At 71.2% G+C, this 22,839-nt stretch carries 23 protein-coding genes; 5 read left to right on the forward strand and 18 right to left on the reverse strand.

All coding sequences use genetic code 11. The annotated features are described in order from the left end of the window. Window positions 1-45: 45 nt before the first annotated feature. Entirely contained in the window at window positions 46-1,410 is a 1,365-nt protein-coding gene (locus tag ACZ59A_RS20815) for a family 43 glycosylhydrolase (protein ID WP_470960558.1), read from the reverse strand. A 150-nt stretch (window positions 1,411-1,560) separates the two neighbouring features. Here ACZ59A_RS20815 and ACZ59A_RS20820 point away from each other — a divergent pair, with 150 nt between their 5' ends. Next, window positions 1,561-1,908 (forward strand): AQJ64_40280 family protein, encoded by a 348-nt coding sequence (locus ACZ59A_RS20820; protein WP_470960559.1) that lies wholly within the window; start codon window positions 1,561-1,563, stop codon window positions 1,906-1,908. A 1-nt stretch (window position 1,909) separates the two neighbouring features. On the opposite strand, the gene ACZ59A_RS20825 is transcribed toward ACZ59A_RS20820, so the two are convergent. Beyond that, window positions 1,910-2,677, reverse strand: coding sequence for an alpha/beta fold hydrolase (locus tag ACZ59A_RS20825; RefSeq protein WP_470960560.1), 768 nt, complete (start codon window positions 2,675-2,677; stop codon window positions 1,910-1,912). Then, window positions 2,677-3,051: a DUF1330 domain-containing protein gene (locus tag ACZ59A_RS20830; RefSeq protein WP_470960561.1), complete on the reverse strand. Its 375-nt coding sequence runs from the start codon at window positions 3,049-3,051 to the stop codon at window positions 2,677-2,679. The genes ACZ59A_RS20825 and ACZ59A_RS20830 overlap by 1 nt, the downstream gene beginning before the upstream one ends. A gap of 91 nt (window positions 3,052-3,142) precedes the next feature. On the opposite strand from ACZ59A_RS20830, the gene ACZ59A_RS20835 reads away from it, so the two are divergent. Both ACZ59A_RS20835 and ACZ59A_RS20840 read left to right on the forward strand, forming a co-directional pair. Continuing rightward, a complete protein-coding gene (locus ACZ59A_RS20835) occupies window positions 3,143-3,748 on the forward strand; it encodes a TetR/AcrR family transcriptional regulator (protein WP_470960562.1) in 606 nt (201 codons plus the stop codon). Between the two features lie 9 nt (window positions 3,749-3,757). Beyond that, the gene (locus tag ACZ59A_RS20840) at window positions 3,758-4,750 is read left to right on the forward strand and encodes a Rieske 2Fe-2S domain-containing protein (protein ID WP_470960563.1); all 993 of its coding nucleotides are present in this window, start codon (window positions 3,758-3,760) and stop codon (window positions 4,748-4,750) included. A gap of 36 nt (window positions 4,751-4,786) precedes the next feature. Here ACZ59A_RS20840 and ACZ59A_RS20845 read toward each other — a convergent pair whose 3' ends face one another. From ACZ59A_RS20845 to ACZ59A_RS20870, 6 genes are read right to left on the reverse strand one after another with little or no spacing between them, the layout of a single operon-like run. Continuing rightward, the gene (locus ACZ59A_RS20845) at window positions 4,787-5,665 is read right to left on the reverse strand and encodes a sugar phosphate isomerase/epimerase family protein (RefSeq protein ID WP_470960564.1); all 879 of its coding nucleotides are present in this window, start codon (window positions 5,663-5,665) and stop codon (window positions 4,787-4,789) included. A gap of 25 nt (window positions 5,666-5,690) precedes the next feature. Further along, window positions 5,691-7,757: a dipeptide ABC transporter ATP-binding protein gene (locus ACZ59A_RS20850; protein WP_470960565.1), complete on the reverse strand. Its 2,067-nt coding sequence runs from the start codon at window positions 7,755-7,757 to the stop codon at window positions 5,691-5,693. Between the two features lie 5 nt (window positions 7,758-7,762). Then, a complete protein-coding gene (locus ACZ59A_RS20855) occupies window positions 7,763-8,644 on the reverse strand; it encodes an ABC transporter permease (protein ID WP_470960566.1) in 882 nt (293 codons plus the stop codon). Then, window positions 8,641-9,594, reverse strand: coding sequence for an ABC transporter permease (locus ACZ59A_RS20860; protein WP_470960567.1), 954 nt, complete (start codon window positions 9,592-9,594; stop codon window positions 8,641-8,643). Before ACZ59A_RS20860 ends, ACZ59A_RS20855 begins: the two co-directional genes overlap by 4 nt. Window positions 9,595-9,601: 7 nt before the next feature. Further along, window positions 9,602-11,182, reverse strand: coding sequence for an ABC transporter substrate-binding protein (locus tag ACZ59A_RS20865; protein WP_470960568.1), 1,581 nt, complete (start codon window positions 11,180-11,182; stop codon window positions 9,602-9,604). A 34-nt stretch (window positions 11,183-11,216) separates the two neighbouring features. After that, the gene (locus ACZ59A_RS20870; RefSeq protein WP_470960569.1) at window positions 11,217-12,320 is read right to left on the reverse strand and encodes a Gfo/Idh/MocA family protein; all 1,104 of its coding nucleotides are present in this window, start codon (window positions 12,318-12,320) and stop codon (window positions 11,217-11,219) included. Between the two features lie 189 nt (window positions 12,321-12,509). On the opposite strand from ACZ59A_RS20870, the gene ACZ59A_RS20875 reads away from it, so the two are divergent. Then, window positions 12,510-13,739, forward strand: a complete 1,230-nt coding sequence (locus ACZ59A_RS20875) for an ROK family transcriptional regulator (protein WP_470960570.1) — start codon at window positions 12,510-12,512, stop codon at window positions 13,737-13,739. Between the two features lie 37 nt (window positions 13,740-13,776). Here ACZ59A_RS20875 and ACZ59A_RS20880 read toward each other — a convergent pair whose 3' ends face one another. Genes ACZ59A_RS20880 through ACZ59A_RS20920 form a run of 9 tightly spaced genes read right to left on the reverse strand, consistent with a single transcriptional unit; the run spans window position 13,777 to window position 21,975 of the window. Beyond that, window positions 13,777-14,262, reverse strand: coding sequence for a hypothetical protein (locus tag ACZ59A_RS20880; protein ID WP_470960571.1), 486 nt, complete (start codon window positions 14,260-14,262; stop codon window positions 13,777-13,779). Next, on the reverse strand, window positions 14,259-15,953 hold the full coding sequence (locus ACZ59A_RS20885; protein WP_470960572.1) for a class I adenylate-forming enzyme family protein: 1,695 nt from the start codon (window positions 15,951-15,953) through the stop codon (window positions 14,259-14,261). Before ACZ59A_RS20885 ends, ACZ59A_RS20880 begins: the two co-directional genes overlap by 4 nt. Then, window positions 15,950-16,555, reverse strand: a complete 606-nt coding sequence (locus ACZ59A_RS20890) for a hypothetical protein (protein ID WP_470960573.1) — start codon at window positions 16,553-16,555, stop codon at window positions 15,950-15,952. The genes ACZ59A_RS20885 and ACZ59A_RS20890 overlap by 4 nt, the downstream gene beginning before the upstream one ends. Further along, window positions 16,552-18,156, reverse strand: coding sequence for a beta-ketoacyl-[acyl-carrier-protein] synthase family protein (locus ACZ59A_RS20895; RefSeq protein WP_470960574.1), 1,605 nt, complete (start codon window positions 18,154-18,156; stop codon window positions 16,552-16,554). The genes ACZ59A_RS20890 and ACZ59A_RS20895 overlap by 4 nt, the downstream gene beginning before the upstream one ends. Then, on the reverse strand, window positions 18,153-18,401 hold the full coding sequence (locus tag ACZ59A_RS20900) for a phosphopantetheine-binding protein (RefSeq protein ID WP_470960575.1): 249 nt from the start codon (window positions 18,399-18,401) through the stop codon (window positions 18,153-18,155). The genes ACZ59A_RS20895 and ACZ59A_RS20900 overlap by 4 nt, the downstream gene beginning before the upstream one ends. Continuing rightward, window positions 18,398-18,670 (reverse strand): acyl carrier protein, encoded by a 273-nt coding sequence (locus ACZ59A_RS20905; protein WP_468046107.1) that lies wholly within the window; start codon window positions 18,668-18,670, stop codon window positions 18,398-18,400. Before ACZ59A_RS20905 ends, ACZ59A_RS20900 begins: the two co-directional genes overlap by 4 nt. 49 nt (window positions 18,671-18,719) lie before the next feature. Then, entirely contained in the window at window positions 18,720-20,114 is a 1,395-nt protein-coding gene (locus ACZ59A_RS20910) for a class I adenylate-forming enzyme family protein (protein ID WP_470960576.1), read from the reverse strand. Further along, on the reverse strand, window positions 20,114-21,154 hold the full coding sequence (locus ACZ59A_RS20915) for a 3-dehydroquinate synthase II (protein ID WP_470960577.1): 1,041 nt from the start codon (window positions 21,152-21,154) through the stop codon (window positions 20,114-20,116). The genes ACZ59A_RS20910 and ACZ59A_RS20915 overlap by 1 nt, the downstream gene beginning before the upstream one ends. Further along, a complete protein-coding gene (locus ACZ59A_RS20920; RefSeq protein WP_470960578.1) occupies window positions 21,151-21,975 on the reverse strand; it encodes a 2-amino-3,7-dideoxy-D-threo-hept-6-ulosonate synthase in 825 nt (274 codons plus the stop codon). Before ACZ59A_RS20920 ends, ACZ59A_RS20915 begins: the two co-directional genes overlap by 4 nt. 262 nt (window positions 21,976-22,237) lie before the next feature. Here ACZ59A_RS20920 and ACZ59A_RS20925 point away from each other — a divergent pair, with 262 nt between their 5' ends. Further along, entirely contained in the window at window positions 22,238-22,834 is a 597-nt protein-coding gene (locus ACZ59A_RS20925; protein WP_470960647.1) for a flavodoxin family protein, read from the forward strand. Window positions 22,835-22,839: the final 5 nt, after the last annotated feature.

A 22,839-nucleotide genomic window follows, 5' to 3' on the forward strand; every position in this document is an offset into this window, starting at 1 on the left:
GCCCTCAAAAAACAAACGATTTATATGTAATTGATGCTATCTTCGTCACTCACTGATCGCATCCGGAGCGCGGTGCGAAGGCCCCGAGGGCCGGAACCGGCTCCGGCGTTGGACGTACAGGCGGTTGCCCGCCGGGCCGGTCCATTCCAGGCGGACGACACCCGGCACGGCGGCGTCGGCGACGCGTGAGGGATGGGACCAGTAGCCGAAGGCCGGGTTGCGGAAGAACGTGGCCCACAGGCCGCCGTGGTGGTCCGCGAAGAAGTTGTTGTGGCCCGCGCCGACGCCCGCGGTCCAGCGCGGGGAGTACGGGCCCTCGAAGCGGTCCGAGGCGGCGACGATCGCGTCGTACTGGTACTGCACGCGGCCGGGGCCGGGTGGGTCGTAGGCGTGCCGGGTGGTGCCGTCGGGGTTGACCGAGGTGCGGTTCCACGCGGCGTGGAGGAGGTAGTACGTGCCCCGGTGCTTGAACACGTACGCGCCTTCGAGGTACGGCTCGGGTGCGTAGGGCGACTGACGGAACCGGGGGAGGCGCGTCGTCGGGACGATGTCCTCCATGTCGTCCCGGAACCTCGCGTACAGGTCGTTGTGCAGGACGAGCCACGCGTCGTCGCCCTCGGCGTAGAGGCTGCCGTCGATGTGGTGGTACGCGCCGGGCTCGATGAAGTCCGGTCCGCCGGGGGCCAGATCGCCGAAGGGCTTGTCGAGATTGCCCTCGGCGAGCCGGTACGGCCCCTCGACCCCGCCCTCGCTCACCAGCAGGAACGAGCCCACCTTCCGCGAGTGGTCGCCCATGCACGCGACGATGTACCACCTGCCGCGGAAGTGGTGCACCTCCGGCGCCCACGCCTGGCCGCGCTTGCCGAACCGGTCGTCGTGCCAGTACTCCTGCCACGGAGCGACGACCGTGCGGCCGGGCCGGTTCTCGCCGGTGAACTCCGGCGACCACACCTTCCCCCGCTCGGCCCCGGGCCGGACGCCGGTCGTGTCGGCCAGCTTCCATGGCCCCCGGAGGGACCGGGCCACCCATACGAAGATGCCGTCGTTCCATGGGGCGGCGGAGGTGAGTCCGGGGACCCGGGTGGTGCCCGTGGCGACGTACAGCGGACGGCCGTCGACCACAAAGCAGTTGACGTACGTGTCCCGCATCCAGACCCGGCCAAGCGCCTTGTCGCGGGGGCGCGGTTCGAGCGGGAGGACGAAGGAGTTGTCCTCCCGTGGCCACAGATCCTGCCGGGTGTCGGCGAGGCCGTACGGCTCGGGATCGGGCCAGTTCGACGGATGCCGCCCTCCGCGCGAGGGCGCCGCCTGCGCGGCGGTCGCGGGCAGCGCCGCCGCCAGGCCCAGCGAGCCGGTGCCGGTCAGGAAGAACCGCCGGTCGAGGGGTAACCCGTTCTCGGAGCTGGCCATTCGCGTGTCCTCTCCGGCTGTGCAGGACTCCAACGCCCTGCCCGTGAGGACACGTTAGAGATCTGTTCCGGCACTGAACAGACGGCCGCCAGGCGCCTGAAGCGGTGAGAATGGTCGCCTGGCGTAGCGCCGGAGTCGGGAGGAGTGGGCATGGACGCTGTCGTGGAGTGGGTGGACGCGCGGGAGGGGTTGCCGGGGGATGGGGTGCCCGTGGCGGGGGCTGTGGCGGGGCGGTATCCGCCGGGGCCGGGCGAGGCGGAGGGGGAGGAGTTCTGGTTGGTGCTGCCGATGCGTTTCGCCGCTCGGCACATCGGTGAAGACGGGGCCGAGTATCGGAATTGCTTCGTCGACTCCGACCGTGTCGTCCGCCTGCCCTACGGCCGCCCCTGCGCCGAACCCGTCACGCATTGGGCCGAGTTGCCCGCCCTGCCGGGCATGGCCGTGCGCTCGGTGCTGGGGGAGGACGCGGGGGCCGCTGTCAGGGACATCATGGGGTGACCTACGCGTGGTCCAGCGACGCCCAGAAGTGGGCGAGGGCGCGGGCGCCACGCTCGGGGTCCTGCGTCATCCACCAGTGGCCCAGGCCGTCGAGGGTCGCGACCTCGGCACCGGCCCGGCGAGCGGCGCGGCGCCGCTGTTCCGCGGTCCCGACCGCGTGGTCCTCGGTGGCGAGCACGGCGAGTCCCGGGCGTTGCGACGCGCGTTCCAGGTCCCGGCCCAGCTCGGCCATCACCGGTTGCGCGGCGGAGGTGTAGAGGGCGATCACGGCCCGGCCCATCGCCTCGTCCTGACCCCGGGCGACCTGCTCGGCCACCGCCTCGCTCATCCCGCGCGCGGCGAGCGTCGCGACCCGTTCGGCGAGGGGCGCACCGAATCGTGCGGTCACATCGGCCTCACCGGCTCCCGGTGTCTGCCACCGCTGGGCCAGCTCGTGCCAGACGTAGTCGGGCTCGAAGACGCCGACGGTGTCGCTGACCCAACTGCGTACGAGGTCCGGGCGGTTCATCACCGCGTTCAGGACGTGCCCGCCGCCCCAGTCGTGGCCCACCAGGTGGACGGGTTCGGCGAAGCGGGACAGCTCGCCGATCAGCCAGTCGCGGTAGTCGCCGACGGTCGCGCCGAACCCGGCCGGTAGGGGTGCGCCGAACCCGGGCGGGGACAGGCACACCAGGCTGCCGCGGGCCGCGCCGGTGCGCTCCAGTTCGGAGAGCAGCGGATCCCAGACCGCTGCCGTCTCGGGGTTGCCGTGTACGAAGACGGTGGGCATCAGGCCAGTCCCTTCAGGGGTGCGGTCGGCTGCAAGACGGATTCCACCAGCGCCTCGCTGCGGAGGTGGGACACCGCCTGGTATTGAGGGTCACGGATCATGTCGGCGAACGCCTGCCGGTTCGGGTAGCGCACGAGTAACACCATGTCCCAGGTCTGCCCGTCCTCGGCTACCAGCGCCCGCCCGCCGTCTCCCAGGTACTCCACCCGCACCCCGTACCGCGCGTTGATCGCCGGGCCGAGCGCCTCGGCGTAGCGCCGGTAGCTCTCGCGGCCACCGTCCGGACGGAACCGCAGCAGGTTCAGCATCACCACGGAACCACCCGGATCCTCGGACAGCAGGGTGTCCAGCGCGCGGTCGTCAATCTCGATCATCGGGAATCCTCCAGTCGGTCGACAGTCGGTCGACGCCGTGATCCTTGCGTACTTGTTGGTCGAATAACAAGTTTGTTGTAGGTTTCCTTCCATGAACGCCACCCGCCGCACCCAGCAGCAGCGCCGTGACCAGGCCGAGGCCGCATTGCTCAACGCCGCCGCCGAGTTGGTCGTCGAACAGGGGGTGCGCTCGCTGTCGCTGGCGCGCGTCAGCGAGCGGGCCGGGTACAGCCGCGGTCTCGTCAGCCACCACTTCGGGTCCAAGCAGTCGCTCCTCGAACGCCTGGCCCGCGCCACCCAGGCCGGGTTCGTCCCCGGGCTCGACAGCCTGCCGCCCGGTCTGGACCGTCTGCTGAGGCTGATCGACGGTTACGTCGGAGCGCTCGGTCGGGTGGGCGTGTGGAACCGGGCGTTCCTGCTGCTCTGGGCCGAGGCCGCCACGGCCTCGGAACTGGCCCCGATCTTCCGCGAGCGGGACGAGGCGTTCCGCACCGATCTGCGCGAGGACGTGGCCGCCGGTCTCGCGGACGGCACCATCCGCGCCGACGTCGTACCCGGCGAGGCCGCGATCGCCATCGTCGGGCAGCTGCGTGGCATCGGGCTGCAACGGCTTCTCGACCACGAGGCCGTCGACACCGAACGGCTGCGGCACGCGGTCACCGAGCAGTGGCGCCGGGCGCTGAGCCGGTGTGGCTAGCATCGGCGCATGCCATTACGTCGTAGTCATGACAAGCTCGCCGACTTGCCGCGCGATCCGCGAGCCGACGCGTACCCGATGCCGCCCGTGCCCTACGGCTGGTACGCCGTGCTCCGCAGCGGTGAGCTGCGGCCTGGGCGGGTCGTCAGCCTGCACTACTTCGGGCGGGCGCTGATCGCCTTCCGCGGCGCGGACGGGCAGGCGGGCGTGCGGGACGCGCACTGTCCGCACTACGGCGCACATCTGGGGGCCGGGGGGAAGGTTGTCGACGGGGCCGTGGAGTGTCCGTTCCACGGGTGGCGGTTCGGGGCGGACGGGCGTTGTACGCATGCCCCCTTCGCGGTCCATACCCCCAAGGTGTCCCTCGGCGGGTTCCCGGTACGCGAGCACAGCGGGCTCATCTTCGTGTACCACGGCCCGGACGCGCCCTCGTGGGAGGTGCCGGACATCCCGGAGACGGGCTCCGGGGATTTCGCGTCGCCGATCGACGACGTGTGCCGCGCGCGCATCCACATCCAGGAGATGCGCGAGAACATCGTGGACGAGTCCCACTTCCACTTCATCCACGGCCAGAGCGAACCCCCGGTCCAGGAGCTGCGGCCGGACGGCCCCTTCGCCGAGGTCCGTGGCGGCATCCACCGGCGGGTACTCGGCCGGGACATCAAGAACACCTTCGATGTGTTCATGTACGGGCCGGGTGTGATGGTGGTACGGGTCCTCGGCCCCGTCCTGTCGCTCACCGCCGTCGCTCTGACCACGCCCGTGGACGACCGTACGAGCGAGATGCGGATGCTGTACTACCTCCGCAAACCGGCCCGGGTGCCGTTCCTGGCGCCACTGCTCAAGCTGGTATTCCGGGCCGAGGCCCTGGGGGAGGTGAGGGAAGAGGTCCGGATCTGGGACCACAAGATCCACCAGCCGCGCCCCGTCCTGCTCCCGCACGAGAAGGGCATCAGGGCGCTGCGCCGCTGGTACGCCCAGTTCTATCCGTCCGACACCTGACGGGAGTCCACCCCGACCGCCGCGCGCGGTTGAGCGTCAGGCGCCGTACTCGGCCCGCATCCAGCGGGCTGACGCGACCGCGCTCTCGTACGGGTCGGTGATGTCCGGGCGGTCGACCTCGACCATCAGCCAGCCGTCGAACGCACTCGGCAGGTTGCCGAGGATCCCCTTGAGGTCCAGTTCGCCGCGGCCGGGTTCGACCCAGAGCCCGGCCATGACGGTCCGCTGGTAGCCCCAGTCCTCCTCGCGGCCCTGCGCCGCGACGCTGAGGCGGCAGTCCTTGACGTGCACGAACGGGATCCGGTCCGCGTAGTCCTTGATGAACGTGCCCACGTCCGAGCCCGCCCACGCCAAGTGCCCCGTGTCGGGCAGGAAGCCGAGCCGGGAGTCCGGAAGGGCGTCGAGCACCGCCCGGCCCTCCTCCTCGGTCTCGATCCACGTGCCGATGTGCGGGTGAAGATTGGGCCGGACGCCTTCGGCGACCATCGCGTCGGCGATCTGCCCGATCAGCGCCGTCACGGCCTCGACGCGCGACGTATCCGCGTCGTACGCCTGTCCCGGATGGGCCACGCGCGGCTTGTCCTTGCCCATCGCCAGGCCGAGGCCGATTTCCGTCATTCCGAGTTCGGCGTGCTGGCGCGCGACAGCGGCAGCGGCCGCGAGAACGTCGGCCTCCGTCCCGTCCCGGCCGTCCGAGCGGCATACGAAGTAGCCGGGGGCCAGGGTCAGGCCGACCTCGTCCAGGGTCGCCCGGTAGCGGTCGACGGTCCAGTCGGCGGGGACCTCGGCCATCACCGCGTCGAAACCGGACTGCTTGATCAGCGTCAGCAGTTGCTTCCGCTCGGGTGCTTTGGACGGGTCGAGCCAGCCGTCGTCGCTGGCCATCCACTGGATCGGGTTGAGTGCGATACGCACGTGTGGTCCCTTCGATGGGGTGGGTTCAGGGCGCGAGTTCGCCCGCGAAGTGGCAGGCGGCGCGCTGACCGGCGGGGGTCAGGGAGAGGGGCGGGGAGGTCTCGGCGCAGATCGTCCGCTCCGGGTGGGTGAGCGGGCCGATGGGGCACCGGGTGCGGAACCGGCAGCCCGAGGGCGGGTTCGCGGGGCTCGGGAGGTCGCCCCGCAGGACGATGCGTTCCCGCGTACGCGCCGAGACGCTCGGTACCGGCGACGACGAGAGCAGCGAAGCGGTGTACGGGTGCTGCGGGTTGCCGTAGACCTCGGCGACGTCGCCGTGTTCGACGATCCTGCCGAGGTACATGACGGCGACCGTGTCGCTGAGGTGGCGCACGACCGACAGGTCGTGAGCGATGAACAGATAGGCGAGGCCGAGTTCGTTCTGCAGTCGTTCCAGCAGGTTGATGATCTGCGCCTGGATCGACATGTCCAGCGCGGAGACCGGTTCGTCCAGGATCAGCGTCCGCGGCCGGCGGGCCAGCGCCCGCGCGATGCCGATCCGCTGGCGCTGTCCGCCCGAGAAGGCGTGCGGGTAGCGGTCGAGGTGTTCGGGGCGCAGCCCGACTTGGGCCATCAGCTCGCGCGCCGCCGTTTCGAGGGCGCGTCCGCCGATGCCCCGGAACGCGAGCGCCTCGGCGAGGGACTGCCGGATCGTACGCCGTGGGTTCAGGGACGCGTACGGATCCTGGAACAGGTACTGCACGGATGACCGGACCCGTTTGAGGTCGTCCTCGCGCATCGCGCTCACGTCGGTTCCGTCCACCAGGACCGACCCGCCCGCGATCGGGTTGATGCCGACGACGCCGCGGGACAGCGTCGACTTGCCGCAGCCGCTCTCGCCCACGAGCCCGAGGGTGCGGCCCGGGTGTACGGCCAGGCTCACCGAGTCGACGGCGTACACCGGGGGTTCACGGCGGAAGAGCCCGCGACTGCGCGATCCGACATCGACCCTGAGGTCGCGGATCTCCAGCACGGGTGCGGTCGGCGGCACCGGGGGCACGGCCTCGGCACGCGGCGCGGCGGGAACGTCGCCGCCCGCGGACAGGCCCACGCCGCGCTGGGCGACGAAGCACGCCGCGGTCTGCCCCGCGTCCCCGATCTCCAGCAGGGTCGGCGGTTCCTGGGTGCATACGTCCTCGGCGTACCGGCAGCGTGGCGCGAACGCGCAGCCGGGCGGGGGCGCGGCGGGGTCGGGCGGGCTGCCGGGGATGGCGGGCAGCGGCTGGCCGATCCGGTCGTCGTCAAGGCGTGGCATGGCCTCCAGCAGCGCCGCCGTGTAGGGGTGGCGTGGCTGCTGGAAGACCTGCTCGACGGTGCCCTTCTCGACCGTACGCCCGCCGTACATCACCACGACGTCCGTACACAGCTCGGCGACCACGCCCATGTCGTGGGTGATGAGGGCGATGGCGATGCCCAGCTCGGTACGGAGTCTGGCCAGCAACCGCAGGATCTGGGCCTGGATCGTGACGTCGAGGGCCGTCGTCGGCTCGTCGGCGATGAGCAGCGCGGGATCGTTCGCCAGGGCGATCGCGATGACGACGCGCTGGCGCATCCCGCCGGAGAACTGATGCGGGTAATGGTCGATCTTCGTCGGTACGTCGGGGATGCCGACCTGCTCCAGCAGTTCGACCGCCCGGGCGCGCGCCGTCTTCTTGTCGACGCCGTGGACCGTCATGGCCTCCATGATCTGGTCGCCGACCTTGAGGACGGGGTTGAGCGCGGCCTGCGGGTCCTGGAAGACCATCGCCACCTTCGCTCCGCGCCGCCGCCGCATCTCGCGTTCCGGCAGCGCGAGGAGGTCCTCGCCCTCGAACCGCACCGACCCGGCGGTGATGTCGCCCGGCGGGCGCAGCATCCGCATGATGGACCGCGCGGTGACCGACTTGCCGGAGCCGGATTCGCCTACGATGCCGAGGACGTCGCCGGGGTGGATGTCGAAGCTGACGTCGTTGACGGCCCTGACGTCGCCGGTCTTCAGCTTGAATTCCGTGCGCAGGCCCTCGACACGCAGCAGTGGTACGTCCTTGCTCGTCGTCGGCGTCACTGGGGTCATCGACGTCATCGACGGTTCACCGCCTCGTTGAGCGCGTCCGATATCAGGCTGAAGCCCACCGAGAGCAGCAGAAGCACCACTCCAGGGCCGATGATGTACGTGGGGGACTGGGTCACGAACCGGAGTCCGTTGTTGAGCAGCACGCCGATCGACGGTGTGGGCGGCTGCACGCCGAGGCCGACGATGGACAGTCCTGCCTCGATGTAGACGCCGATGACCATCCAGACGGCGCCGTTGACGACGATGGCGTCCATCGCGTTCGGCAGGACGTGGCGGACGAGCAGTTTCCGGCGCGGGACGCCGAGCACCCGGGCGGCCAGGACGTATTCCCGGCCCTGCTGGGTGAGCCAGGCGCCGCGGGCCAGGCGGCCGGCGGTGGGCAGGCCGCCGATGAGGATGGTGAGGAACAGCGGGAACCATCCGGGGCCGAGGATGGCCACCAGGCAGATGCCGAGGATCAGTCCGGGGAAGCCGATGATGACGTCGAGTACCCGTTGCAACCCGGCGCCGAGCCATTCGGAGATCGCGCCGGAGAGGCCGATCAGCGTGCCGACGGCCATGCTGAGGGGGACGGCGGTGAGGATGAGGCTCAGGTCGACACGGAGGCCGTAGATGCTGCGGACGAAGATGTCGCGGCCGAATTCGTCCACGCCGAAGATGTGCGCGCCCGAGGGCCCGGTCAGGGCGTTCGAGCCCTGCTGGTCGTAGCCGCCGGGGAACAGGACGGGGGCGAGCAGGGCGGCGAGCATCAGGATCCCGAGGACCGACAGCCCGACCACGCCCCTCGGGGTGCGGAAGGCGGACAGATAGCGGGCCAGCGTCGGGTTGAGCCTGCGGCGCGTGGCCGTGGCCGCCGCGCCGGGCGCCGACAGGGGTACGTCGGTCATGTCCGGGCTCCCAACCTGATCCGCGGATCGAGTGTCGCGAGGACCATCTCGGTGACGATCTGGCAGATCACCGCCACGAAGACCACACCGAGGATCAGCACTTGGAGGACGGTGAAGTCGCGGGACTGCACGCTGGAGACGGCGAGCTGGCCGAGGCCGTTGCGGTTGAAGATCGACTCGATGATCACCGCACCGGCGAGCAGGGTGCCGATCTGCAGTCCGATCGCGACGACCGCGGTGCCGAAGCTGTTGCGCAGGACGTGGCGCCGGGTGATCCGCCCGGGCGGGGTTCCCTTGGCCAGGGCCAGATCGACGTAGTCCTCGGTGCGGACCTTGGCCATCTCCGACTGGAGCAGCCGGGCCACGATGCCGGAGGACGACAGCGCCAGCGCGACGGCGGGAAGGGCCAGATACTGGATGCCGATCGAGGGGTTCTCCAGCAGGCTCACCTCGCCGCTGACGGGCAGCCAGCGGTGGTACACGCCGAAGACCAGGATCAGGGCCAGGCCCGTGAGGAACGGCGGGACGGCGACCAGGAGGCTGTTGCCCAGGTCGAGGGCCGCCCGCGTCCACTGGCGCCGGGTGGAACCGGCGAGCACCCCGAGCGCGGTGCCGATGACGACGACGAGCAGCGTGGCGAACACGGCCAGCTCCACCGTGCTCTCCAGCCGGTCGCCGATGAGGCTCGCGACGCTGCGGTGGAGGCGGTAGGACTGGCCCAGGTCGCCGTGGAACAGCCCGGAGATCCAGTCCCAGTACTGCACGACGGGGGACCGGTCCAGCCCCAGCTCCTTCCGGATGGCGGCGACGTTGGCGGCGCTCGGATCCGTACCGGCGAGGCTGACCGCGACGTCTCCGGGGGCGAGCCGCGGCAGGGCGAAGGCGACGACCGAGCTGGCGAGAAGGGCGAAGAGGACTGATGGCGCCTTGCGCGCCACGAACCGGATCATTGCTTCGCTACCCCTTCGGCTCGGACAGCCACGCCTGGCCGAGGTTCAGGAAGCCCGCCTGGGTGGGCGCGATGCCGCCGACGGAGGTCGACCGGACCGACAGGGTCGGGCGGGTGATCAGCGGAACCGCGAAGGCCTGGTCGAGGAAGTAGGCGTTGTAGTCGTGCAGCGCCTTCTTCTGCGCGGCGGGCGTGCTGGCATCGGTGACGGCCTTGACGAGCTTCGTGTACGCGGGGCTCTGGACGTGCAGGAGGTTGCCCTTCGGGACGAACTCGGGCCTGCTGGCGACCGCGCTCGCCGGAAGCAGGGCGTTGCTGTTCATCATCAGGACCGCGGGCGTACCCATGTCCCGCTTCGCGATCCGCCCGTCGTACTCGGTCGCGCTCAGTACTTCGGGCTTGGCATTCAGCCCGACGGCCGCGAGGTTGTTCTTGACGATCTGGAAGACGCTGGTGGCCTCGGGAGTGTTGAGGGTGACGACCTTGAACGTGGCGCCCTTCACCCCTCCCGCCTTGGCGAGCAGCTTCTTGGCCTTGCCCGGTTGATAGCTGTAGTGCTCCGCCTGTTTGGCGTCGTAGCCGACGGCGGTCTTCTTCCACGGCAGGCTCGTCGCGTCCGCGTGACCGCCCTCGACCTGCTGCACGATGCGGCGGCGGTCGATCGCGTACTGGACCGCCTGGCGCACCTCCTTCTTGTCGAATGGCGCCTTCGTCACGTCCAGGGAGAGCGGGATCGCCGAACCGCCCGACGACAGGAGGGCGTAGCCCGGCTGCTTGCTCAGGCTGCGGGCGTCGAGGGCGGCCGCACCGACGCCGTACTGGGCGCGACCGCTGCGGATCGCCGAGACGATGGCGGTCGGGTCGTTGATGTCCTCGATGTTGATCTTGTCGAGATGGGTGTTCTTGGCGTCCCGGTACTTCGCGTACTTGGTGAGCACGATGCGGCCGCCGGGCGTCCACGACTTCCAGACGAAACGGCCGGTGCCGTCGACGACCTTGCCCGCCGCGTAGTCGGCGTAGGTGGCGGGGTTGAGGATCGGCGCCGTCTCGAACAGGTCGAAGACGTTCGGCGTCGGCTTGCTGAAGGTGAGCGTGAGCGCGTGGTCGCCCTTGGCCCGCATGGAGGTGATCTGCTCGGCGATTGCCTGGCCCGCCGCGCCCGTCGCCGGGTCCTGCGCCTTCTTCAGAGTGAAGATGACATCGCGCGCCGTCAGCTTGCGGCCGCTGTGGAAGGTGACATCGTCGCGGAGCGTGATGTCGATGCTCTTGGCGTCGGGGGCGAGCTTCCACGACTTCGCCAGGACGCCCTTGGGCTTGCCCGTCTTGGCGTCCATGAGGGTCAGCGTCTCCAGGACCGTGTACTCGGACAGGATGTTGCCGACCGAGGTCTTGAGGAACGAGCCGGGGTCGGCGTCGCTCGCCTGCGCGACGGTGAGGGTGCCGCCGTCGCGCACCGGACCGGCGGCCGTGTTCTTCCCGCCGTTGGGGTCGGAATCGGTCGCGGCGCTGCATGCGGCGGTGGTGAGCAGCGCCATGCCCGCGGCTGCTGCCATCAGTCGGGTTCGCCAGACCGGCGTTCTCGGCGACATCGGTGCTCCTTGAGGGTTGTACGGGGGGTCGAGCTCAAGCGGGGTAGCGCGGCTGCGGGCGCTCACAGGTGCTGCTCAGGTGCACGACGCGGGTCTGCCGGGAGGCTTCCTCCACCGCGCACAGTGCTTCGAGTACGTGGAAGGCGAACGAGGCGGTCGCGCGGTGCGGGCCGCCCTCGATCGCGTCCGCGAGGTCGCGGACGCCGAGGCCGCGCCGGGCCTGCTCCTTGGTGCCGACGGCGCCGAACGGCTCGACCACCGGCTCCAGTACGGACCACTCGGCGTCGCCGTGCCGCTTCAGCCGCACCTCGCCGTCGAAGTGGTTCGGGTTGCCCAGCGACAGCGTGCCCTCGGTGCCGTAGATCTCCATGAAGGGCAGATCCGAGTCCCATACGTCGAAGCTCATCTGCGCCGTCCCGAGGACTCCCGAGGCGAACGTCAGCACGGCCGCGGTATGCGTGGGAACCGTGACCTCGATGGAGTCGACGGCCCGGCCGGGCGAGGTCACCGCCCGGTGCGGCGCGCCGATCCGGCTCGCCGCGCTGATGGCCTGGATCGGGCCCAGACAGTTCACGAGGATGGCGACGTAGTACGGCCCCATGTCCATCACCGGGCCGCCGCCCTGCTGGAAGAGGAAGCGCGGGTCCGGATGCCAGGTCTCCGCCTTGCTGTGGCCGATGAAGGCCGAGGCGCCTATCGGCGCGCCGATGAGTCCGTCGTCGACGGCCTTGCGCGCCGTCTGGCTCGCGCCGCCGAGGAAGGTGTCCGGCGCCGAGCCCAGGAAGCGCCCGCTCTTGTCGGCCGCCGCGAGCACGGCCCGGCCCTCCTCGACCGTCGTGGCCAGGGGCTTTTCGACGTAGACGTGTTTTCCGGCCTCCAGGGCCGTGATGATGGTGCGCGCGTGGTGCACCGGCGGGGTGAGGTTTACGATGATGTCCACCGACTCGTCGGCGTACAGATCCGCGTCGTCGCCCCAGGCCGGAATGGCGTGATCGGCGGCGGCCTGCTTGGCCCGGGCCACATCGATGTCGCCCACCCGCACGATCTCCAGCTCCGGGTGGCGGGCCAGGCCGGTGACGTACCGGCCGAAGATGTTTCCGCTGCCCAGGATGCCGATGCGATGCGTTTGCCTGGCCATGCCGTGGGGTCCTCTCGGGGAAGCGAAACGAACCGGCCATGGCCTGAACGTTGTGGGTGCGCATCACCATCGTTTAGTGCGCGTCGCGGGAACAAGATGCCACTTTTAATTTTTTATATGGACTAAAGATGGGCCAACGAGGGACCTACGACGCGCTCATTGACGGCCTCTGGGGCCGAAATTACTGTCATGGACGTGCATAAAGGCGAGGGCTTTCAGTCCGATCCGGTCCTTCTGCCCTCCGTCCCCGTGGGGCTGCGAAGGGTGCTGGATCTCGTGGTGTCGGGCGAGGCGACCAGCCGTGCCGAGATCGCGCGGCGCAGCGGACTGGTCCGGACGACGGTCGGGAAGCAGGTCGACCATCTCGTCGCGCACGGCATCCTGGAGGAGATCGAATCGAGCGAATCGGGGCGGGGCCGGCCACCGAGGGTGCTGGCGCTCAGCCCGCGGGCGGGGACCGTCGCCGTGGCGGACGTCGACACCCTGGCGTCACACGTCGCGATCGCCGATCTCACGGGGCGGGTGCTCGCGCGGGAAACCGTGGGCCTTCGGATCGAGACCGGGCCGGAAATCGTGCTGGAGACGGTGACCGAACACCTGGTGGGCCTGTTGACGCGGTGCGGCCGTGACCCCGGCCGGGTGCGCGCGGTGGTGATGGGCCTGCCCGCGCCGGTGGACAGCCAGCGCGGCTGCACGGTGCGGCCGCGCGCCATGCCCGGCTGGGGCGGCTATCCGGTGGCCGAAGAACTGCGGAAGAGGTTTCGGTGCCCCGCCCTGGTGGACAACGACGCCAACCTCATGGCCCTCGGCGAGGCGTGCCAGGAGCAGGCGGAGACTCCGCTGCTGGGCATCAAGATCTCCGCGGGGGTGGGAGCCGGGATCGTCACCGCGAAACGCGAGCTGTACCGCGGGGCGGACGGAGCCGCGGGCGACGTCGGACACATCCGGGCCGCCGGTGGCGGCGACGTCCTGTGCTCCTGCGGCAACGTCGGCTGCCTCAGCGCGCTGGCCTCCCGCCCGGCCGTTCTGCGCAGCCTCGGCATCCCCGAGTCGACCGGAGAGGATCCGCTGCACGGTGTGCGCGTGCTGGCGGAACGCGTGGCCGACAACGAACCGCGCGCCGTGCGCGCCCTGCGCCAGGCGGGCGCCGACGTCGGCGAGATAGCGGCCATGCTGGTCTCCATGTACAACCCCCGCACGCTGGTCGTCGGCGGCCCGCTGAGCGAACTCCGCGACGACCTGCTCTCCGGGGTCCGCGCCGTGGTCTACCGGCGCGCGCCCGCCCTGGCCACCAGCAAGATGACCATCATCGCGCCCCGGCTCGGCGAGAGCTCCGGGATCCACGGCGGCATCGCCCTCGCCACCCGGGAGGTCTTCAGCCCCCAGGGCATCGCCCGGATGATGGTCGGAGAACCGTAGCGGGCCGTGGCGGGCCGTGGCGGGCCGTGGGGTGGCGTCAGCCGGGCCGCATCAGCAGACGGCACGCCGGGTCGCCGTCGCGCAGACACGCCGTGGCGCAGTTGCGGGTGAGTTCGACGCCGAGCCCCTCCGACCAGCCCGCGTGGATGTCCGTACACGGGCAGTCGTAGCCGTCCAGCGAACCGGCCATCCGGACCATGGCCACGGCGAAGTTCTGCCGCATGGTCAGCTCGATCTCGCCGTCCGGGAGCACCGCCGTGCCGCCGTCGCGGAGTTCGCTCGGGAACATCCACTCGGAGCAGGCGTCGTACCGGCAACGGAGTTCTTCGAGGTCGGCGGCGGGTTTTCCGCCGTACTGGCGGGCGATGCGCTTGCCCACCTGGACGGCCACGTAGCGCAGCGCCTCGGCGTTGATCTCGTTGGCCGCCGCGTGGCCGAACCGCTTCGCCACGCCCTGGTACCAGCGGGCGTCGTGCAGCCACCACTGGCGGTACACGTCCATGGGCCTGGGGTTCGGCGTCATCGCGCGGTCCCGTCCAGCTCGCGCCCGCCCGTCAGGCGGGCCCGGAAGCGTTCGCGCATCTCGCGCTTGAGCACCTTGCCGGTGGCGCCCTTCACCACGTCGTCGGCGTCCATCCGGAGCGCTCCGGACAGGGGCGGGAAGCCCTCGGCGGTGAGCGCCTGGTTGACCCGGCCCGTCCAGTCGTCCGCGTCCGCCGCGCCCGGGCGCACCTGGAGCAGGACGTACGCGTCGGCCGTGCCGCCGCCGTCCCAGTCGGCGCGTACGCCCTCGGGGGCGACGGCCACCACCGTGCAGTCGTCGAGTTCGGGCAGCTCGCGCAGCAGCAACTCCTCGGTGCGGGTGCTGAATACCAGGCCCGCGGCGGTGCGGATGGCGTCGGGGACGCGGTCGAGGTGGTAGAAGTTGCCGTCCTCGTCGCGGTAGGAGAGGTCGCCGGTGAGCCAGTAGCCGCCGAGCCGTAGCCGGTGGAAGGTCAGCGAGTCGTTCCAGTAGCCGGGGGTGAGGGTGGGGGAGCGTACGCCGAGGCGCCCCACCTCGCCGGGTGGCAGCGGGGTGCCGTCCTCGGAGAGCACCGCGGCCTCGGCGAAGCTCATCGGTTTGCCGACGCAGCGGGAGAACGACGACCGGCCGGGCTTGTGGCCGTTGTGGAAGAGCGAGTAGCCGGTCTCGGAGGAGCCGAGTCCGTCGGTGAAGACGGAGCCGGTGGCCCGGTAGCGCTTGAGGTCGCGGCCGACCGTGTCGTGGCTGCCCTGGGCGATGAGCGCCCTGATGTGTGTCTCGTGTGCGGCGTCGCCGGTGTTGTACCAGGCTTCGACGCTGGACAGATCGCGCGCGGCCAGGTCCTGGGCCGCCATCTCCCCGTACGTTCCGGCGAACGCGAACACCGTGGTCGGGCGGAACGACTCCATCGCGTCCAGGACGTCGCCGCCGCGCTGGCTGGACAGCAGCAGGACGGGCGAGCGCAGCAGGAAGCCGAACAGCATGACCGAGATGGAGGCGTTGTGCGAGCCCGGCATCGCGACCAGCAGCCTGCCCATCGAGGAGCCGACCGACAGCTTCAGCCGGTGCAACTGGGCGTACAGCAACGTCTCGTGGGTGTGCGGGACGGCCTTGGGCATGCCGGTGGTGCCCGAGGAGTGGGAAATGATGATCGGGTCGGTGGGGTGGTGGGCGTACGGGTACGGCGCCGGGAGCGGGCCGCGGGCCGTGTCCGCGCGGATGTCGGCCGCGGTGGCGCAGAAGGCGAGGCCCAGTCCGGCCTGGTGGGGGGCGGCCAGGACGGGGTGGTGGGCCTGGTCGGTGAGGGCGCCCACGGCGCCCTGGCGGCGTACGTACTCGCGGGCGATCTCGGGGCGGAGGTTGCCGTTGACGAAGGACGGGATCGCGCCGAGGGAGGTGAGCGCGAGGAAGTTGATGGCGAACTCGGTGCTGGAGTACGTCTGGATCGCCACCGGGTCGCGGGGCCGGACCCCGTGTGCGTGGTACCAGCTCGCGTAGCGGGCGACGACCTCGTGCAGTTCGCCCAGGGTCAGCACCTCGGGGCGGGTGCCGTCCGGGGCCTGCCAGGCGGTGTCGGTCCACAGCACCTGCTCGTCGAGTGGTCTGCCGTACGCCTTGAGCCGGTGGATCACGTTTCCGGCCCCCAAGGCGGCGTCCTCGCTGATCCGCGCGCGTTCTTCCTTGGTGATCATGGGTGGTCGGTCCCTTGGATTCGGGCGGCCAGCTCGACCAGGCCGCGGAGGGTGCCGTACTCGGTGGGCGGGGTGTCGTACGGGGGACGGGGGCGTGGCGGGTCGTCGTCGCGGTCGAGCACGATCGCCACGGCCCGGTCCTCGGCGGGCGGGCCGACGTGGCCGAGTCGGTCGTACGCGGCGGTGGTGCGCTCGGTGGCGGCCAGCTCGACGCCGATGAGGACGACGCGGTCCAACTCGTCGTCCATTAGGAGGAGTTCGGCGGTGGCCAGCAGTTCCGTGGCCAGATCCGCCACGGTGGACAGGCACAGCAGCGGGCCGGTGATGGCGAAGTCACGGCAGAGCTGGCCGAGGATCGCGTTGGCGGTGCTCTGCATGAACAGCAGCGGATTGTGCACCTGCCCGGCGACGAGCCGGCGGCTGCCGAGGTCGAGGGTGGTGGCGTCGCCCATCGTGCTGGCCAGGACCATCGCGGTCCGGGAGCCGTCGCCGGGGTGGGCGTTCAGGGCTTGCTCGACGGCCCGGTGCACGAGCGGACTGAAGGGGGACTCCACGAAACCGGAGACGGGCGGTGCGGTCGGGCCCGAGCTTGTGGCGATCATGCGCGCTCCAGGACGAGCGCGGTGTTGGCGCCACCGAAGGCGGCGTTGAGCGTGAGCGCCCGCCGGATGTCGGCCTTGTGGGGCCGGTTCGGTACGTAGTCGAGGTCGCAGTGCGGGTCCGGTTCGGTGAACCCGGCGGTGGGCGGCAGGATTCCGTCCCGCAGGGCGAGCAGGGTGATGACGAGTTCCACCACTCCGGACGCCTCCAGCAGATGGCCCGTCGTGCTCTTGGTCGAGCTGACCGGCACGTGGGGCGCGTCCGCGCCGAAGAGCGTGCGCAGCCCGCGCGTCTCGGCGGGGTCGTTGGTCTTGGTCGCGGTGCCGTGCGCGTTCACGTACTCGACGCGCGGCCCGCCCGCCCGCCGCAGCGCCCGCCGGGCGGCGCTGACCAGCCCGGCGCCGTCGGGGTGCGGGCGCGCGATGTGATGCGCGTCGGAGGCGACGCCCCACCCGGTCACCGCGCCGAGCACCCGCGCGCCTCTGCGCCGGGCGCTCGCGGCCGATTCGAGCACGACGGCGGCGGCCCCGTCGCCGAGCAGCAGCCCACTGCGGTCGGCGCAGAAGGGCCGCACGGCCCCGTCGCGGGAGAGGGCGAACCCCGAGCCGAACTTGGCGAGGTTCTCCTCCTCCACGAGGTAGGCCCCCGCGCAGATCACGATGTCGGCCCGACCGGAGGCGATGAGCTGACACCCGTGCGCGACGGCACTGGCGGAGGCGACGCACGCGTTGGTGAACGCCAACCGGGACCCGCGCACCCCGAGCCCATCGGCAAGCGCCTCGGCCTGCCAGGCGGGGACGGTCTCGACGGCGCGGTCGACGATGCTCTGCGCGCCGCCGTGGGGGTGGCCTTGCGCGCCGCCGCCGGGGACGTCGGCGGACACCGCCTCGCCGGACGAGCCGGGTGTCACCGGGCCGCTGGGGTGGCCAGTGGGCGTTGCGTCGCCGTGCAGACCGGGAGACGCCGTTCCGCCGCGGGAGCCGGGGAACCCCGCCTCGCCGGGCGATCCCGGGGACGCCAGGCCGCTGGGCGAGCCAGGGGACTGCGGGCCGCCGGGGGAGCCGAGTGTCGCCGCGCCGCCGGGGTGGCCGGGGGGCCTTGCGCCGCCGGGCAGGCCGGAGGGCGTCGGGTTCCCTGGTGGGCCGGGGGACACCGCGTCGCCGGGGAACGCCGCACCGCTGGCGGATCCCGGCAATCCCACGCCGCTGGGCGAGCCAGGAGAGCCCGCCTCGCCTGGCGGTCCTGGGGTCGCCGTGCCGCTGGGCGAGCCGGGGGAGGGGGCTTCATCGGTTGTCGTGGTGCGCCAGAAGTGGGTCAGGGCCGTGAAGTCGCCCGCGGTGCCCACCAGGACCGTCGCCTCCGTGCCTCTCCGCAGGCCCGCCATCGCGGTCGCCGCCCCGGCTACCTCGGCCAGTACCTCGCGCAGCGGGACGGCGGGGCCGCCGGTCGTCGCGGCCAGGTTCGTGCGGTAGGGGGCGGGGTTGAAGCGGGTGATCGGGGTGAACGCGGGGTTCCCGTCGAACACGCCCTCCCGCAGCGCGTCGGCCCCCGTGCCGAAGGCCGTATGGACGCCGAAGCCGGTCAGCAGCACCTCATGGCTCATGGGCGGTCCACCAGGTGGTGATCGTTCAGGTACGCGGTGATCCGGCGTATCGAGGTGAACTCGGCGAGGAACGCCTCGGCCGGTTCGATCTCCAGCCCGTGGCGCAGCTCCAGTTGGTGCAGGAACCACACCAGGCCCAGCGAGTCCAGCGCCAGGTCGGCGTCGTCGTCCAGTTCGGTCGGCAGGGCGGCGAAGATCTTGGGGTCGGACAGCAGCTCCCGCACCACGTCGGTGGTGATCATCATGCCGTGGCGCCCCGCTTGATGACGTCGTCGACCAGGTCGCCGAGGTTCATCGCGCCGACCGGTTCGATATCGGTGTCCGGGAACTTCACGCCGAACCGGCGCTCGATCCGCAGGACCAGCTCGATCAGGCTGAGCGAGTCGATGTCGATGCCGCCGGTGCCCAGGGGGCTGTCGCTCGTGATCTCGTCCGCGTCGAGCGGGTGGTTCATGTCGTCGCTGATCGTGCTGAGCACGAACTGGCGGATCTCCTTCTCCAACGCCGTCTGCATGGTGCGAAACCCTTCTGTGGCAGGGGATGGCAGCGGATGTGAAACGAGGTCAGCGGGCCGGGGAGGAGCGGGCGAGCAGGGTGTCGCGGCGGCGGATGAGCTTGCCGTTGGAGGTGCGGGGCAGGTCCGGGAGGACCTGGATGACGCGCGGCACCTTGTAGTCGGCCAGCCGGTCCCGGCACCAGCGGAGCAGTTCCCCGGCCGAGGGGCCGTCCGGTTCGGTGGACACGTACGCCTCGGTGGCACCGGCGTGGACGACCACGGCCCCGCTGACCCCGGGGTGGCCGCGCAACACGTCCTCGACCTCGGTCAGATCGACCTTGAGGCCGCCGATGACCACGAGGGAGTCGCCGCGGCCCAGCAGCCGCACGCCGCCGGTGGCGTCCAGCTCGGCCCGGTCGCGGGTGTGCAGCCAGCCGTCGGTGTACCGGCCGCCGCCGGAGGCGTGCAGATACGGGGAACCGTCCGGCATCCAGACGTCCAACTCGCCCTCGTGGACGCGCAAGCGCACCCCGGGGGCCGCCCGCCCGACCGTGGGGCGCGAGGCGCCGCTGACCTCCATCGCGACGACGCCCGTCTCGGTGGTTCCGTACGATTCGCCGACGCCGATGCCGTACCGCTCGGCGAACCGGGCGGCCGTCTCCGGGGGCATGATCTCGCCGCCGGAGACCGCCGCACGCAGCGCGGGGAGGGGTGGCAACTCCCGTGCGGTGGCGAGGAGTTCGTAGTGGAAGGGGGTGCCGAATATCGCGTGGACATCGTGGTGTCCGGCCGCGGCGAGGATGTCCTTGGCCGACACCCGGCGGGCGAACACGGCCGAGACGCCCGCGAGCAGCGAGTGCAGCACCCCGGCGATCAGCCCGAAGCTGTGCGCGGTCGAGCTGAGCAGCAGCACCCGTTCGCCCCGGGTCGGCATGCCGTCGATCCGGGTGAACCGTTCGATCTCGGCCGCGAGGGACGCCGGGGTCCGTCCGATCACCTTGGGCAGCCCGGTGGAGCCCGAGCTGAACTGCACCAGCCGGTGGCCGGTCGTCGCGGGGCGGCCGTCCGGGTAGCGGGAGGTGACCACCTCGTACCGGGGCTCGAACCGCAGCGGTGCGCGGCCCGCCGTACCCGCGCCGACCAGGAACTGCGGGTGGCACAGCGCGCGCAGGGCGTCCACTTCGGACGGCTTGAGCCGGTGGTCGATGAGCATCACCTGGGCGCCGAGCCGCCACAGCGCGAGCAGCACCTCGATCTGGGTGAAGCTGGGCGGTATCCGCAGCATCACCGTGGTGCCCTCGCCGATGCCGTACTCGGCGAACACCTCCGCCTCGGTGGCCGCGGCGGTACGTACCTCGGCGCGGCTCACCGGGTGGTCGCCGTGCACGAGGCAGGGCAGCTCGCCGGGGTGGGCGTCGAACAGCGTCTCGACGAGGGTCCGCATGCCGATTTCGCCGCTCATCACTGTTCCCTGCAGAACTCGCCGATGGGGAAGCCCACATGGCGCTGGTCCGTGGCCAGATAGCCGAGCAGTTCGTCGCCGGGCCGCAGCTCGGTGACGTTGTGAACCTTTGCGCCGGGCCCGAGCACTCGTACGTGCCAGTCGTCCTGGACGGTCAGGCTCACCTCGACGCCCTCGGGGGAGCGCGCGGTGATGGTCAGCAGCGGCCGGGACTCCAGCTTGGCGCGGCCGACCATGACCGGTCGCGTGCGTCCCTCGGCGTCGACCGCGAGGGTGGTGCGGCCCGCGCGCAGCTCGCTCAGGTAGTTGGTGCGGTTGTCCGGGCCGAGTACGTAGGAGTGCAGGGCGCCCGCGTTGACCCGGAAGGGGCGGGTCGGCATGTACGGCAGCGGGTGGGTCTCGCTGCAGCACAGGATGAAGCCGGTCGAGTACGAGCCGACGAGGATGCCCTCGTCCTCGGCGAAGTGGCTGCAGGTGTCCACGCACACCCGGTCGCCGAGGCCGTGGTGCTCGATGCCCTCGACGGTCAGCGTGGTCAGGTTCAGCGGCTCCGTACCGGCCTCCAGCAGCCGGGCCAGCGCGAACACCTCGTCGGCGGCCGAGGGGGCCAGCAGGATGCCGTCGGAGCCGCGTTCCAGCACGTCGAGGACGGTGGCGGCCTCTTCCAGATCCGCGCAGACGGTGATCAGCTTGCCCTCGGAGCGGTCCGCGGCGGCGAGCACGATCTCCAGCGGGATCTTCGTCGGGTCGGCGAAGCGGACCACGGTGAGGGGCAGCGCGACGGCGGCGGTGCACGCGAGCCGCAGCGACGGTTCGTCGTGGACGTCGACCCAGCCCGCGGTGTCGGCGTCGAGGTCGTAGAGCTGCTTCTCATCGGTCACCGGGGTGGTGGTGACGCCGGTGATGGTCGGGGGCAGCGCCTTGAGGACGGCTTCGTCGTCGCAGAGGACCCCCTGCATCCGGGTGTGGATGGCGGCGTCCACGACGGACTCCAGCTTGTTCTGCGGAACGGCTCGGAGGTCGATCCAGGCGAACTTCATGCGGCACCTGTCGCAATCGTCGGGGGATGGGGGGCCGTTCCGGCGTCGGCGGTGTCCGTGGTGTCGACGGCGTGGACGACGGCCGCGAGCCGCTTCACCAGCGACGCGGGGGACGGCGAGGAGAAGATCCGGCGGCCGACCGCGAGGCCACGGCAACCGGCGAGCATCAACGAGGTCCCGTGGCCGATCAGATCCGTGCCGTCGGGCGGGCCGCCCGCGGCGAGCACCGGCAGCGGGCAGCTGTCCACCACCTCGGCCATCCGGTCCAGCGGCAGCGCGACCGACGTCTTTACGAGGTCGGCGCCGAGATCCGCGGCGATGTTGACGGCGTGGGCGAGCAGCGCCGGGTCGTGCGGATCGGCGATCCGCGGGCCCCTCGGATAGATCATGGCGAGCAGTGGCATGTTCCACGTGTCGCACGAGGCCGCGACGGTCCCGAGGTCGGTGAGCTGCCGGTGTTCGGTGTCCGAGCCGAGGTTCACGTGCACGCTCACCGCGTCCGCGCCCAGCCGTACCGCCTCTTCCACCTCGCCGACGAGCACCTTGGCGTCGGTGTCCGCCGCGTACACGGTGCCGGCGCTCAAGTGCACCACCAGCGCGCAGTGGCGCAGGATGCCCGGGGCGATCGCGCGCGCCCGGCCCTTGTGGACGACGACCGCGTCCGCGCCGCCGTCCACCAGCGCGCCGAGCAGCCCGTTCCAGCGGGCCTGGGACACCACCGGCCCGTCGGACACACTGTGGTCGAGCGGGACGAAGAGATATCTCCCGTCCCCCACGGCGGAGAGTCTCCGCATCCGGAGTGATTTACCCAAATCGGTCATGCGCCGGGCACACCTCTTCCAACGGGTGGACGGTGCTACGGGGGTTCTTCGGGATTGCTTCGAGGGTCCCTCGGGGGCCTTCGGGACTGCCGGGTCAGAATGGCACGCCCGTACGAAGGCGAGCCGATATCGAATCTCCATCACTCCGCGGTTATGGGGCTCTGAGAAACCTCTGAGACTCCTGTGGCAGGGTGGCCGACAGCTCTGCGCCGCAAGAACCGGACCACGGAACAGCGTTTTCGAGGAGGCCGGCTTGACCGCCCTGACCGACCCGGTACACATCGCCATCGCCTGTCACGGCGGGCGTGGCCACACCGCCAAGCTGGGGGAGGCCGTACGAGCGGGAGCGAGCCGGGCCCCGGACGCCAAGGTCACCCTCGTCCGGGTCGACCGGATCACGGACGTGGACTGGGGCGTGCTCGACGACGCCCACGCGATCGTCTTCGGCGCGCCCACGTACATGGGCACCGCCTCCGCCGCCTTCCACACCTTCGCCGAGGCGAGCGCCCGGCGCTGGCTCACCCGCCGCTGGCAGGACAAGGTGGCGGCGGGATTCACCAACTCCGGCTCCATGGCCGGGGACAAGGCGGGCACCCTCGGCTACTTCGCCGCCCTCGCCGCACAGCACGGCATGCTCTGGGTCACCCTCGGCCTGGCCCCCGGCTGGAACTCCACCCGTGGCAGCGAATCCGACCTGAACCGGCTCGGGTTCTTCCAGGGCGCCGGGGCGCAGTCCCCGGTGGACGACCGGTCGGGCACGGTGCACCCGTCCGACCTCGCCACCGCGGAACACCTCGGCCAGCGGGTGGCGGAAGTCGCCAGGACCGTCGTCGCGGGCAGAGAAGCGCTGACGCGGTGAAGGCG

The organism is Streptomyces sp. NPDC040405 (genome assembly GCF_055595765.1).